This is a genomic window from Marinomonas sp. S3726, from assembly GCF_000967665.1.
Classification (GTDB): domain Bacteria; phylum Pseudomonadota; class Gammaproteobacteria; order Pseudomonadales; family Marinomonadaceae; genus Marinomonas.
Window position 1 is genome coordinate 505,989 of sequence record NZ_JXYC01000004.1, and the last position, 13,190, is coordinate 519,178.

Annotated in this window: 12 protein-coding genes; all 12 read left to right on the forward strand. The window is 38.4% G+C overall.

All coding sequences use genetic code 11. The features are described 5' to 3' along the window. Window positions 1-6: 6 nt before the first annotated feature. The 12 genes from TW85_RS03505 to TW85_RS03560 all read left to right on the forward strand — a co-directional run bounded on the left by TW85_RS03505 (window position 7) and on the right by TW85_RS03560 (window position 13,131). On the forward strand, window positions 7-846 hold the full coding sequence (locus tag TW85_RS03505; RefSeq protein ID WP_052701817.1) for a LysR family transcriptional regulator: 840 nt from the start codon (window positions 7-9) through the stop codon (window positions 844-846). 117 nt (window positions 847-963) lie between these two features. Further along, on the forward strand, window positions 964-2,331 hold the full coding sequence (glmU, locus tag TW85_RS03510) for a bifunctional UDP-N-acetylglucosamine diphosphorylase/glucosamine-1-phosphate N-acetyltransferase GlmU (RefSeq protein WP_046015675.1): 1,368 nt from the start codon (window positions 964-966) through the stop codon (window positions 2,329-2,331). 108 nt (window positions 2,332-2,439) lie between these two features. After that, window positions 2,440-4,272, forward strand: coding sequence for a glutamine--fructose-6-phosphate transaminase (isomerizing) (glmS, locus tag TW85_RS03515; RefSeq protein ID WP_046015676.1), 1,833 nt, complete (start codon window positions 2,440-2,442; stop codon window positions 4,270-4,272). A 129-nt stretch (window positions 4,273-4,401) separates the two neighbouring features. Continuing rightward, window positions 4,402-5,592, forward strand: a complete 1,191-nt coding sequence (locus tag TW85_RS03520; protein WP_046015677.1) for a UDP-N-acetylglucosamine 4,6-dehydratase — start codon at window positions 4,402-4,404, stop codon at window positions 5,590-5,592. 12 nt (window positions 5,593-5,604) lie between these two features. Next, window positions 5,605-6,756 carry a LegC family aminotransferase gene (locus TW85_RS03525; protein ID WP_046015678.1) on the forward strand — a complete coding sequence of 384 codons (1,152 nt, stop codon included), beginning with the start codon at window positions 5,605-5,607 and terminating at the stop codon, window positions 6,754-6,756. Window positions 6,757-6,822: 66 nt separating this feature from the next. Then, window positions 6,823-7,737: an NAD(P)-dependent oxidoreductase gene (locus tag TW85_RS03530; protein ID WP_046015679.1), complete on the forward strand. Its 915-nt coding sequence runs from the start codon at window positions 6,823-6,825 to the stop codon at window positions 7,735-7,737. After that, window positions 7,727-8,872 (forward strand): DegT/DnrJ/EryC1/StrS family aminotransferase, encoded by a 1,146-nt coding sequence (locus tag TW85_RS03535; protein ID WP_046015680.1) that lies wholly within the window; start codon window positions 7,727-7,729, stop codon window positions 8,870-8,872. Before TW85_RS03530 ends, TW85_RS03535 begins: the two co-directional genes overlap by 11 nt. Next, entirely contained in the window at window positions 8,869-9,546 is a 678-nt protein-coding gene (locus TW85_RS03540; RefSeq protein ID WP_046015681.1) for a WbqC family protein, read from the forward strand. Before TW85_RS03535 ends, TW85_RS03540 begins: the two co-directional genes overlap by 4 nt. A gap of 13 nt (window positions 9,547-9,559) precedes the next feature. Then, a complete protein-coding gene (neuC, locus tag TW85_RS03545; RefSeq protein ID WP_046015682.1) occupies window positions 9,560-10,729 on the forward strand; it encodes a UDP-N-acetylglucosamine 2-epimerase in 1,170 nt (389 codons plus the stop codon). 17 nt (window positions 10,730-10,746) lie between these two features. Beyond that, the gene (locus TW85_RS03550) at window positions 10,747-11,415 is read left to right on the forward strand and encodes a PIG-L deacetylase family protein (RefSeq protein ID WP_046015683.1); all 669 of its coding nucleotides are present in this window, start codon (window positions 10,747-10,749) and stop codon (window positions 11,413-11,415) included. Next, window positions 11,412-12,485 (forward strand): N-acetylneuraminate synthase, encoded by a 1,074-nt coding sequence (gene neuB / locus TW85_RS03555; protein WP_046015684.1) that lies wholly within the window; start codon window positions 11,412-11,414, stop codon window positions 12,483-12,485. The genes TW85_RS03550 and neuB overlap by 4 nt, the downstream gene beginning before the upstream one ends. Continuing rightward, window positions 12,478-13,131, forward strand: a complete 654-nt coding sequence (locus TW85_RS03560) for an acetyltransferase (protein WP_046015685.1) — start codon at window positions 12,478-12,480, stop codon at window positions 13,129-13,131. The genes neuB and TW85_RS03560 overlap by 8 nt, the downstream gene beginning before the upstream one ends. The last annotated feature ends 59 nt before the right edge of the window (window positions 13,132-13,190 follow it).

Genomic DNA, 13,190 nt, shown 5'->3' on the forward strand with positions numbered 1-13,190 from the left:
CGATAGATGTCAAAAATAACATTGGAACAATGGCGAGTTCTCCACACAGTTGTTGATGCTGGAGGGTTTACTCAAGCGGCTGAAGTGCTACACAAAAGCCAGTCCTCTATTAGTTATAGTGTTACTAAACTGCAGCAACAGTTAGGTTTTTCCATTCTTGAAATGGAAGGGCGAAAAGCTAAGTTAACGGATAGAGGCTTGATATTGCTGGAGCATTCACGTGCATTATTACAGCAGTCTGAGCAGTTAGAGAATCTAGCTAATGCATTAAATCAAAACTGGGGTGATGAACTACATATTTATATTAGCCCCAGTGTCCCATACTCTTTACTTCTTCGTGCTATTACTGAATTTAAGAGAGTGTCTCCAGGTACAAGGTTGAGCTTTAGTGAAGAGCTTGTTTCGAAAGTAAAACCCGAACCTTATTGTGCTCATACGAGTATTAAGCTAACTACTAACGCCTCAGAAAGCGATTTATCTGCCTCTATTTTAAAGCTTGAGATGGTTGCTGTTGTTTCAAAAACTCACAAGCTTGCTTTTCAATCTGATGGGGTTTGCTCTAGAGACTTGAAACGCGAGCGACAAATTGTGATTGATAGCCATTTAATGAGCGATGATACTTTTCAGGTTGCCAATATCCCTGCTGCAATTGCTATGGTTGAAAGTGGAATAGGTTACGCCTATTTGCCTCTATGTGAAGTAGAAAGTGAGTTGGTGTCGAGTAAGTTGTGTTCCTTGAACTTAATTAATGATTCTATTTTATCCTGTCCTGTCTATGCGCATATTGAAAACCCAGAAGGGCAAAATAATAGCGCTGAGTTATTTATTAATATCCTTAAAAGTTAAATAGTTAATTACTTGTCATTTTATTTATGACAATTTGGGTTGTTTTGGTTTAACGCTCAAGGTTTAATTGCAAAATATTAAATTAATAATGAAAGATAATAATTCTTTGGGGTGTTTATGAATCAGGATGTCGTAGTCTTAGCTGCCGGAAAAGGCAGCAGAATGAAGTCAAATAAATCTAAGGTGCTCCATAATATTGCGGGTGTACCTATGATAAGACGAGTATTAGATACGGCTACGACACTTGGTAATGTTAATTTACACCTTATCGTTGGGCATCAAGGTGATGCTGTTGCAGAAGCGTGTCAGAGCTTTGGCGCTAACTTAGTTTGGCAGAATAACCCAAAAGGAACGGGCGATGCGGTTAAGCGAGCTGTTGATAGTTTAGATCCAGACGGTATGACGTTGACCTTATATGGTGATGTTCCACTGATTCGTTCTGAAACTTTGCAAAAAATGGCATCGCTAGCAAACGAAAATACCTTGGTGTTATTAACTGTCGTTCTTGATAGTGCGCAAGGTTACGGTCGCATTGTGCGAAATGAAGCTGGCAAAGTAACGGCAATTGTAGAGCAAAAGGATGCTTCTGAGACTGAGCAAGAAATTAAAGAAGCGAATACTGGTATTTTGCTAGCGCCAAATCAAAAACTCATTCCTTGGTTATCTCAGTTGAACTGTAATAACGCTCAAGGTGAATATTATTTGACAGATGTTATCGCCATGGCGGCACGAGATGGTGTTGAGATAGTCACTGTACATCCAAGCTCAGAAGCGGAAGTGTCTGGCGTGAATGACAAAATTCAATTGGCTCAGTTAGAAAGAGAGCTGCAAAAAAATCAAGCAGAAACGCTTATGGCTGAAGGCTTAACGCTTGTTGACCCTGCTCGATTTGATCTGCGGGGAAAATTGAAAATAGGCATGGATTGTCAAGTCGATGTTAATTGTATCTTTGAAGGTGATGTTGAGCTTGGTGATAATGTTTCTATCGCTGCCAACTGCCACCTTAAGAATTGTGTGATTGGTGATAATACTGTTATTAACTCTAATACCTTGATTGAGAATAGTCAGGTAGGCGATAGCTGTAATTTAGGTCCTTTTGCTCGCCTAAGACCTGGCTCCGAATTGGCAGAAGGTGCCAAAATTGGAAACTTTGTAGAAACAAAGAAAGCGATTATTGGAAAAGGCAGCAAAATTAGTCACCTTAGTTATGTAGGCGACACCCAAATGGGTGAAGAGGTGAATGTTGGGGCGGGTACGATAACCTGCAACTATGATGGTGTTAACAAGTCGCTAACTCAAATTGGTGATGGTGTATTCGTTGGCTCTAACACTTCTTTAGTTGCCCCTGTTGAAATTGGTGAAGGTGCGACTATTGCTGCTGGATCAACAGTGACAAAAACAGTGCATAAAGATCAATTAGCTTTTGCCAGAGCACGTCAGACAAATAAAGATAACTGGCCAAAACCTGTTAAAAAGAAATCATAAGAACGGCTTTTTAAAAAAATTATTTTAAAAATAATATTTATTGAATGATTAAAAGATTAAGCATGCTTTAAACATATCTTGTTTAAAGGTGTTGTTAAGGAAAATATTATGTGCGGAATTGTTGCTGCAATAGCAAAAAGAAATGTTTCAAAAATCTTAATTGAAGGTTTGAGTCGTCTTGAATATAGAGGGTATGACTCTTCAGGTGTAGCGGTTAATAATGAAGCGGGTGTTTATTCTCACCGAGCTGTGGGTAAAGTTCAGGCTTTAAAAGATAAGTTTGAGTCTACACCGTTAGATGGCCAAATAGGGATTGCTCATACTCGCTGGGCAACACATGGTAAGCCCACAGAAGCGAATGCTCATCCTCATTTTTCTAGTGATGATTTAGCGCTTGTTCACAACGGTATCATTGAAAACCATGAAGTATTGCGTAATAGCTTGATTGAACAAGGTTATCAATTTAAATCTGAGACAGATACGGAAGTGATTGTTCACCTTATCCATGCTGAACTTAAGCGTGCGAATCAGTTTGACCTTTTATCAGCTGTGCAAGCGGCATTGTCTCAACTAGAAGGTGCTTTTGCGATCGCGGTTACTCATAAATCTGAAAAAGAACGCTTTATTGCTGCACGTAAAGGTAGCCCCCTTGTTGTTGGTGTTGGTATTGAGGAAAATTTTGTTGCTTCAGATCAGCTGGCTTTATTGCATGTTACTGACCAGTTCATCTTCCTTGAAGAAGGTGATGTAGTCGACGCTAGCCGAGAGGCTGTTGTTATCTATGATGTGAGCGGTGAGCAACAAGAACGACCTGTTCATGTGTTTAATCATAATGTCGATGCGACCGATAAAGGTGAGTATCGCCACTATATGATGAAAGAAATTTATGAGCAGCCTGCTGTTATCAGTGCATGTCTTGAAGGGCGTATCAGTAAGGATAAAGTTTTAACTAGTTGCTTTGGTGCTGACTCTGCTTTTTTAAGGGATATTGAAAACATTCATATCGTTGCGTGTGGGACAAGTTATCATGCAGGTATGGTGGCAAAATATTGGATAGAAGATCTAGCTGGCCTTCCTTGTACGGTTGAGGTTGCAAGTGAATATCGTTACCGCAAGGTTGCTGTGCCTAAAAATACGTTGTTTTTAACGCTTTCTCAATCTGGTGAAACGGCAGATACTTTGGCAGCCCTTCGTATGGCAAAAGAGCTAGGTTATCTCACAACTTTGGCAATCTGTAATGTGCCATCGAGTACTTTGGTGCGTGAATCTGCGTTAACACTGTTAACTAATGCTGGCGCAGAAATTGGTGTGGCGTCTACAAAAGCATTCACAACTCAGCTGACAGCTCTTCTAATCACGAGTGTAGCCATTGCTGTAGAGCAAGGTCTTCCAGAAGCTAAGCAAGCTGAACTTGTTCAAGCGATGCGTGATCTACCGGCTCATGTTGATGCTGCTTTAATGCAAGATTCACATATTAAAAATGTGGCAGACAAGTTTGCGAATAAGCATCACGCTTTATTTCTAGGCCGTGGGCCTATGTTCCCGATTGCACTTGAAGGTGCGTTGAAGCTTAAAGAGATCTCTTACATTCACGCTGAAGCTTACCCCGCAGGTGAATTAAAACACGGGCCTTTAGCGTTAGTTGATGAAAGTATGCCAATTATAACCATGGTGCCTCACAATAATTTATTGGATAAGTTAAAATCTAACCTTCAAGAAGTTAGTGCACGTGGTGGTGAACTGTTTATCTTTGCTGACAAATCAACTGACCTGCACAACGAAGACGCTATCACCTTTACAGAAGTGCCAAAAGTGCCTGAAATACTAGAGCCAATCGTTCATACCATTCCAATGCAGTTATTGTCTTATCATGTTGCTGTAGTTAAAGGTACGGATGTGGATCAGCCTAGGAATTTAGCTAAATCTGTGACGGTTGAGTAGTTTATTTTTATTAGATTCTGGTAAAAGGACTTAGTTGTTTTTATCAATTTATATGTAAGATAAATTATTACTTACTTTAAAATTAGAAAAAGTGTGTCGAGTATTTAAAAAATAAAATGGAGAAGCTTAATGTCAAATATATTGTCGCTTATTGGAAGAAAGCAAAGACTGTTTTCTAGTGACGTTCTGAAGTTTGAGGAAAAGCTTTTTTTATCAGTCAGTAACTCTAGGTTTCTTGTGCTTGGTGGTGCGGGATCTATTGGTCAAGCAGTAACAAAAGAAATCTTTAAGCGTAATCCTAAAAAATTGCATGTTGTGGATATTAGTGAAAATAACATGGTAGAGTTAGTTAGAGATCTTCGTAGCTCATTTGGATATATTGATGGAGATTTTCGGACGTTTGCTTTAGATATTGGTTCTCTGGAGTATGATGCATTTATTGCAGCAGATGGTAAGTTTGACTATGTTTTAAACTTGTCTGCTTTAAAACATGTTCGAAGTGAAAAAGACCCTTATACGTTGATGCGTATGATTGATGTAAATGTTTTTAATACAGATAAAACCATTCAACAGTCTATTGACTCAGGTGCTAAAAAGTATTTTTGTGTTTCGACAGATAAAGCTGCAAATCCTGTTAATATGATGGGAGCATCAAAGCGTATTATGGAAATGTTCCTAATGCGTAAAAGTGAGAAGATTTCAATCTCAACTGCGCGATTTGCTAATGTGGCTTTCTCCGACGGCTCATTGTTACATGGTTTCAACCAGCGAATTCAAAAGCATCAACCCATCGTGGCTCCAAATGATATCAAACGGTACTTCGTGACACCTCAAGAGTCTGGTGAGCTATGTTTAATGTCTTGTATTTTTGGTGAAAATCGTGACATTTTTTTTCCTAAGTTAAGCGAAAGTTTACATCTCATTTCGTTCGCAGAAATTGCAGTGAAGTATTTAGAGCAACTTGGCTATGAACCTCATCTATGTGAAACAGAAGAAGAGGCGCGCCAGTTAGCTTATACACTTCCTGAACAAGGAAAGTGGCCATGCCTATTTACTACTAGTGATACAACAGGTGAGAAAGACTTCGAAGAGTTTTTTACAGACGAAGAAGAATTAGATATGTCTCGATTTGTAAATCTAGGTATCATCAAGAATGGCCCTCTTTATGATAAAAAGCTACTTTCTTTGTTTGAAAATAGTATTTCAGAGATGAAAGAAAATCGAGCTTGGACTAAGGAGCAAATAGTAAAACTCTTTTTTACAATGATTCCTGATTTTGGGCACAAAGAAACCGGTAAATATCTCGATAACAAGATGTAAGCGGAGGGACTAGTGAAAGTGACATCTATTATTGAGTTTGTTAGAGATACCTACAAAACAAACGAATTTATTCCGCTGCACGCACCAGCGTTCAATGGCAACGAAAAAGCCTACGTAACGGAAGCGATTGACAGCACCTTTGTTTCTAGCGTTGGCAAGTTTGTTGATGATTTTGAGCAAAAGGTTGAAACGTATACAGGCTCCGCTAAAGCAGTAGCGACCGTTAATGGCTCTGCGGCATTACATACGGCTTTGTATATGGCTGATGTTAAACAGGGAGATCTTGTTATAACGCAAGCTCTGACATTCGTTGCAACTTGTAATGCACTGTATCATATGGGGGCTGAGCCGATTTTTGTGGATGTTTCTCCAGTAAGTTTGGGGCTTTGTCCTAAAGCTGTCAGAGCATTCTTAAGTGAGCATGCCGAGATAACCGAAACGGGTTGCATTCATAAATCGACAGGTAAACGAATTAAAGCTGTTGTCCCTATGCATACCTTTGGCCACCCTGTTGAGCTCGATGAGTTAGTTGCAGTTTGCCTCGAATGGAATCTTGTTTTAGTCGAAGATGCTGCAGAAAGCCTAGGTTCTTTTTATAAAGGTAAGCATACTGGTACTGTTGGTGATTTTGGTGCCGTCAGTTTCAATGGTAATAAGATCATTACTACTGGTGGTGGTGGTATGGTCTTATGTAAAACAGAGGAGCTAGGAGTTCGAACCAAGCATGTCACGACGACAGCCAAAGCTCCTCATCCTTATGAGTTCTTCCACGATGAGCCTGGTTTTAACTACCGTATGCCTAACCTGAATGCTGCTCTTGGCTGCGCACAGATGGAAGTGATTGATACATATCTTGAGCAGAAGCGAGAGCTTGCTAACCAATACCGACACTTCTTTGCTGGCTCTGAATTGAAGTTTGTTATTGAACCAGAATATGCGAAGTCAAATTATTGGCTAAATGCGATCATATGCTCGGATGTAAAGCTGCGGGAACATATTCTCAAAGAAACGAATACAGTAGGCGTGATGACTCGGCCAATTTGGCAACTTATGCATAGATTGCCAATGTTTGAAAACGCCATATGTGGTGATCTAATTCAATCCAAATTTATTGAAGCGCATTTGATTAACCTTCCCAGCACTCCCGTGCTTAGAGGCTGTTAAGAACAACATCTTTAGGCTGTTTATATGTCTGTAATTAGTAATATTGGTAATGTATAAGGAAGTAGGATGCGAGTAGTGGTTACTGGTGCAAGTGGGTTTATTGGTAGTCATCTAGTAGATGATTTATTATCATGTAACAATAATGTGATAGGGGTTAGTCGGAGTTATGGTTATTTATCTACCAAAGCTTTAAATAATCCTAGCTTCACTTTTATTGGACTGGATTTATTGCAAAATTTGGAAATGCTAGACTTTTCTGATGTTGATGTGGTTATCAATCTAGCATCCCAGCAGCCGCGAAACGAATTGAAGTGGGCTGATTATTATTTATCTAATACTGAGATGGTTGGTTTGTTATGGCAAAAATCCAAGGATGCAAGTGTTAAGCAATTTATAACAGTATCAAGTACTTCTCTATATGACTTTTCATTTGCTGGTGTAATTAAAGAATCTAGTAATGTGTCTCCTACCAATTTTTATGGTTTAAGTAAATATACTGGTGAGCAGCTAATTCAAATCTATTCTAAAAGTGATCTTAGTTCGCCACAGACAACTGTATTAAGGTTTCCTTCCGTCTTTGGTAGAAATCATTTTGGTGGTTTTTTATATACATATTTAAAAGAGGCTGTTGCTAACAAAGATATTGACGTTTTTAATCACGGTAAAAGTTTAAGGAATGTATTACATGTATCTGATGCCGTCAAAGCAATAAGGCGGACGATTGAATTTCAGAGCCAACTTGAAAAAACATTGACTTTACTAGTTGGTAGTAATGATTCTATGAGTACATTTGACATAGCTAATGACGTGATTAAAGCTCTGCAATCTACATCTCAAATTACAAGGGTTTCAAAGGCATTGGCCAATGATGGTGATGTGTTGTTAGATTTAACAAAAATGAAATCAATATTAAGCATTAATACTATGTCAGTCAGTGAAGGCATTTTGCGTTATGTAGAGGAAATGAAGAGTGAAGTATAATACAGCGTTCCCTTTTTTTTATGAAAGTGACATTCAGGATATTCTTTCTAAAACAGAAGACTTTCTGCGTGGTAATGGCATGTTAAGCATGGGGAAATATGTCCATGAGTTTGAACAGAAATTTTCCCAAACCATAGGAGCTCAGCACTCAATTGCGGTAACGTCTTGCACTGCCGCACTTGAAACTGTGCTTACCTCCATGGGGATTGGAGTTGCTGATGAAGTTATTGTTCCAGCGCAAACTTTCATAGCTACGGGATCGAGTGTAGTACGAGTGGGTGCTAGACCTGTATTTTGTGAAGTTAACGAAAACTTCATACTTGATTTTAGTGATCTAAAACAGCGTATCACGAAAAATACTAAAGCCGTTATGTTGGTGCATTTTGCGGGTATCATTCATGATGATGTTTTTGAAATTAAAAAATATCTTAATGAACGCGATATTTATTTGATTGAAGATGCTGCGCACGCGCATGGTGCATCAATTAATGGTGTATATGCAGGTAATCTGGGTGATGCAGCTTGTTTTTCTTTTTTTTCTACAAAAAATACAACGACTGGGGAGGGTGGTATGATTACCACCAACAACCCTGAGTTGGCTAAAAAGTGTGACAGCATTCGACATCGTGGTAAAGACATGGATGCAGATTGTGAGCTGTTTAATTGCATCGGAACCAATCTAAGACTGACCGAATTTCAGGCCCTTTTAGGGCTTACTCAGCTGAACCGTTTAAATGAATTTATATCTCACCGCAATGCTGTTGCTAAAATATATAACGAAAAGTTATCGGTGCTGTTTTCAAATAATCTTGCTGAGGGTCCCGAGATAGCTGATGGTATAGTTCATGCTTACTGGCGTTACTGGATCAGGTTAGGCGCCAATATTGATCGCGAAAATATCCAACTTAAAATGGCTGAAAACGCAATTAAAACTGATTGGGCCTATAGCCCGTTAGTCCATTTACAGCCAGTTTTTAAAGAAATGTATGGTAATGAACAAGGTATGCTGCCGTTATCAGAAGCTTATGCCCAAACCCATATTTGTTTGCCTATACATTTTTCAATTACGCTAGAGGATGCTGAGTTTATTGCGGATGAGTTTATAAAGGTTGTTTTAGCTGAGGTGCCAAGATGATAGTGAGCATTCACCAGAGCCAATATTTGCCATGGCCAGCTTTTTTTAAAAAAATTGCCCAGTCAGATGTCTTTGTAGTAATGGATAATGTTCAGTATCAAAAAAACGGAGTTCAAAATCGTAATAAAGTACGAAATAAGGCTGGCGATTTTTGGTTGACAATTCCTGTATCCGGTAATATTGATGATATGATAAAGGATAAGAAAACTGCAGATGAAAAGTGGAAGAAAAAACATTTTCAATCGCTAAGTCAGGCATATGGCAAAGCTCCGTATTGGGATGATTATTGCGATTTCTTCAAAGAGTTATATCAATCTGATTTTTCATTATTGCATGAAATAAATAATGCTTTCATGGTTTATGTTCTTGAACAGTTAGATATTAGTACTAAAGTGATTTTGATGTCTGAGTTAGAATGTCAGGGTGAAAAATCTGCATTGGTTATGGATATTTGCTCTACTTTGGGGGCAACAACCTACCTTAGTGGGGTTGGGAGTAAAGCGTATTTAAATGAGGATGAATTTTCAGCGGCAGAAATTAAAATTGAGTATATGGTATCGATTAACCCTGTTTATACACAAATACACGGGGAATTTATTCCAAATCTATCCATTTTAGATATGCTTTTTAATGTGGATAAAAATACAATCAAAGATTATCTACATAAACCATAAGAAATGTATAACTATGATAAATAAAAAGAAAACAATTTTAGTTGTTACTGGTATTCGTTCAGAATATGATATTTTGTACCCGGTATTAAAGCAATTACAAAAAGAAGATGAGTTTGAAGTCAAATTGGTTGTAACAGGCGCTCATCTTTCTGACTGGCATGGTAATACATGGAAAAAAATTAAGGAAGATGGTTTTAATATAGTAGATAAAATTGACTATCTTCTGATGACAAATCGTAAAACACAACGTAGTAAAGGGGTGGGGCTTCTTGTTGCTGCTCTTTCTCAAACAGTTGAGAGAGAGGAGCCTGATTGCATTCTTTTCGTTGGGGATAGGGAGGAAAGTATAGCTTGCTGTATTGTTGGCAATTATATGGATGTTAGGGTTGCTCATATTGCAGGAGGGGATACAGTGTATGGAAACTCTGATGATCCTATTCGCTTTGCTTGTAGTGAACTTGCTCATATTCATTTCACATTGGCACAAAAGTATGCAGATAACTTAATCGCCTTAGGTGAAGAGCCTTATCGAATTTGTTTTAGTGGTAACCCAGCGCTGAGGAACTTGATAGATACACCTCACATGTCAAAAACTGAGCTGTCAACTGCACTTGGTTTTGATTTAGAGGATTATATTGTTTTGTTAAAGCACCCGCTATCGTCAACAAAAGATGACACTTATAAACAAATGGTGACGACGGTAGAGTCCGTTCAGGAATTTGCTACTACTAATGGATTGAAAGTGGTGGGTATTTATCCAAATACAGATCCGGGGTCGTATGATATTTTAAATGTTATTGATGAGCTTGACGATCCAAATATTAAATTCTTTAAAACTTTAAATCGTGAACTCTTTGTAAATGTTATGAGACACTCTTTAGCTTTAATTGGCAATTCTAGTATGGGAATTTTAGAAGCTCCTTTTTACAAATTGCCGGTTGTTAATGTCGGAGAAAGACAAAAGGGTCGCCTTAATGCTGGCAATGTCGACTTTGTTGAATATGATAAAGCAGAAATCATTCAAGCATTAAAAAAAGCTGTATTCGATGAAAAATATAGGGGAGAAGTGAAGTTAATGACGAACCCATATGGAGATGGAGACGCGGATAAAAAAATAGTTTCTTTCTTAAAGTCTATTGATTTTGATGATGACTCTTGGCTAATAAAGAAAAAAACATTGTAGTTTTATAGGACGGAAAAATGAAAAAGGTTTTAATCGTTGCTCCCCATGCTGATGATGAAACGTTAGGTTGTGGTGGAACAATACTAAAACTAATTAGCCTTGGTTATGAAGTTCATTGGCTTCTAGTTACTGGAATGAGCATTGAAGCTGGCTTCTCATTGAGTCAAATTGAGAAAAGAGAGAATGAAATAGAACAGGTATCCAGAGCATACGGCTTTAAAGGTATTCATGAACTAAAACTTCCGCCAGCAAGACTTGAAACGCTTCCATTGGGGGATGTTATAGGGCCTATTAGTAATATTGTTGACATGATAAAGCCTGAGCAGGTTTTTACCGTATATAGGAATGATGCACATAGTGACCATGAAATCGTCTTCGATGCAGTAATGGCCACAACTAAATCATTTCGCTACCCTTTCATCAAGAAGGTAATAGCTTATGAAACTATGTCAGAAACTGATTTTGGTATGAAGCCAGAAGATGGTGGGTTCCGCCCAAATATTTTTATCGATATTGCTGGGACAATTGATAAAAAATTAGAAGTTTTGAATATTTTTGAATCAGAAGTTCGTGAATTTCCTTTCCCTCGCTCTTCTAAGGCACTGGAATCACTGGCTTATGTCCGAGGAGCGCAATGTAATGCAGAAGCAGCAGAGGCTTTTATGCTAATTAAGGAAATCTTATGACTCTTATTATTGCTGAAGCCGGTGTAAATCATAATGGTGATGAAAAATTAGCATTTGAGCTTGTAGATGCAGCACATAAAGCTGGCTCAGACATTGTTAAGTTTCAAACGTTTAAAGCTAAGGATTTGGTTACTAAAGAAGCTAATCAAGCTGATTATCAAGTAATAAATACCCAAAAGCAGGAATCTCAGTTGGCAATGCTTAGTCGCTTGGAGTTGTCATATGAAGCTCACCACAAATTAGTAGAGTACTGTAATTCACTCGGTATTGAATTCTTGTCAACCGCATTTGACTCTGAGAGTTTAAACTTTTTAGTCAACGACTTAGGTTTAAAGCGATTGAAGTTACCATCGGGCGAATTAACTAATGCACCGTTAGTTTTAGCTCATGCTAGAACGAGTTGTGACCTTATTGTTTCTACTGGCATGGCGACCCTTTCTGAAATAGAGACCGCGCTTGGAGTGATTGCTTTCGGTTACATAACGGATGAAAAAGTACAACCTTCCATGCTAGCTTTTCAAGAAGCTTATTCGTCAGAAGCAGGTCAAAAAGCGTTAAAAGAGAAAGTGACGATACTTCATTGTACGACGGAATATCCAGCGCCAATGGAAGAAATTAACTTGAAAGCAATGGATACATTAGGGCGAGCATTTGGTTTGACAGCAGGTTATTCTGATCATAGTGAAGGAATAACAATTCCAATTGCAGCAGTTGCTCGTGGAGCTGTGTTAGTAGAGAAGCATTTTACGTTAGATAAAAATATGGAAGGCCCTGATCACAAAGCATCTCTTGAGCCACAAGAGCTTGAGGCGATGGTAAAAGCGATTCGCCAAATTGAAGTTGCTTTAGGATCAAGCGTTAAAATACCTAGTGTATCTGAAGTTAAGAATAAGGCTGTAGCGAGAAAAAGCTTAGTGGCAGCAACAGATATTAAGGAGGGTGCAGAATTAATGGAGTCAAATCTCGTAATTAAGCGCCCAGGTACAGGTTTGTCACCATATCGTTATTGGGAATTGATCGGACAAAAAGCGAACAAAAGCTACAAAGCGGGAGAGCTGATCATTGAGTGATGAGCCTTTGCTTCCTATTGTAATCATCGGTGGAGGAGGGCATGCCTCTGTTATCACTGAAATCTTACTTAATCAAGGAAGAGAAATCATTGCGGTCGTAAGCCCAGAAGATATTTGTCAACGTTCAGTGTTTAAAGGAATTATACATTTAAAAAAAGATGAAGATGTATTGGTATACGATAAAGAACAAGTGCTTTTAGTAAACGGCATTGGAATTATGCCGAAATCGAGCTTTAGACGGGAAATTAATGAGTACTTTCTTGCTTTGGGGTATAGGTTTGAGACCGTAGTTGCAAGTAACTCATACGTTTCTCCCTACGCCAGTATAGATGCAGGTGCTCAGGTTTTACCTATGGCTATTATTCAGACAGGTGCTACTGTAGGTAGCCATAGTATTATTAATACTGGTGCTCTGATTGAGCATGATTGCAGAATAGGTTCCTATAATCATATTGCTCCTAAAGCAACGTTATGTGGTCAAGTTGAAACAAAAGATAGTGTTTATGTTGGTGCTGGCTCGATAATTATTCAGAAAGTTAAACTAGAGTTAGGCTCGATTATTGGAGCAGGTGCTGTAGTGACGAAAAATATTGCGTTTAACAAAATTTGCTACCCAAGCCGCTCAAAAGTAAAAAGCTTGATTTGAACGATCCGAGTCACTTACTTTGTTATTCTGAAACTCTATTTTTCAAAAATGAAGGAAAA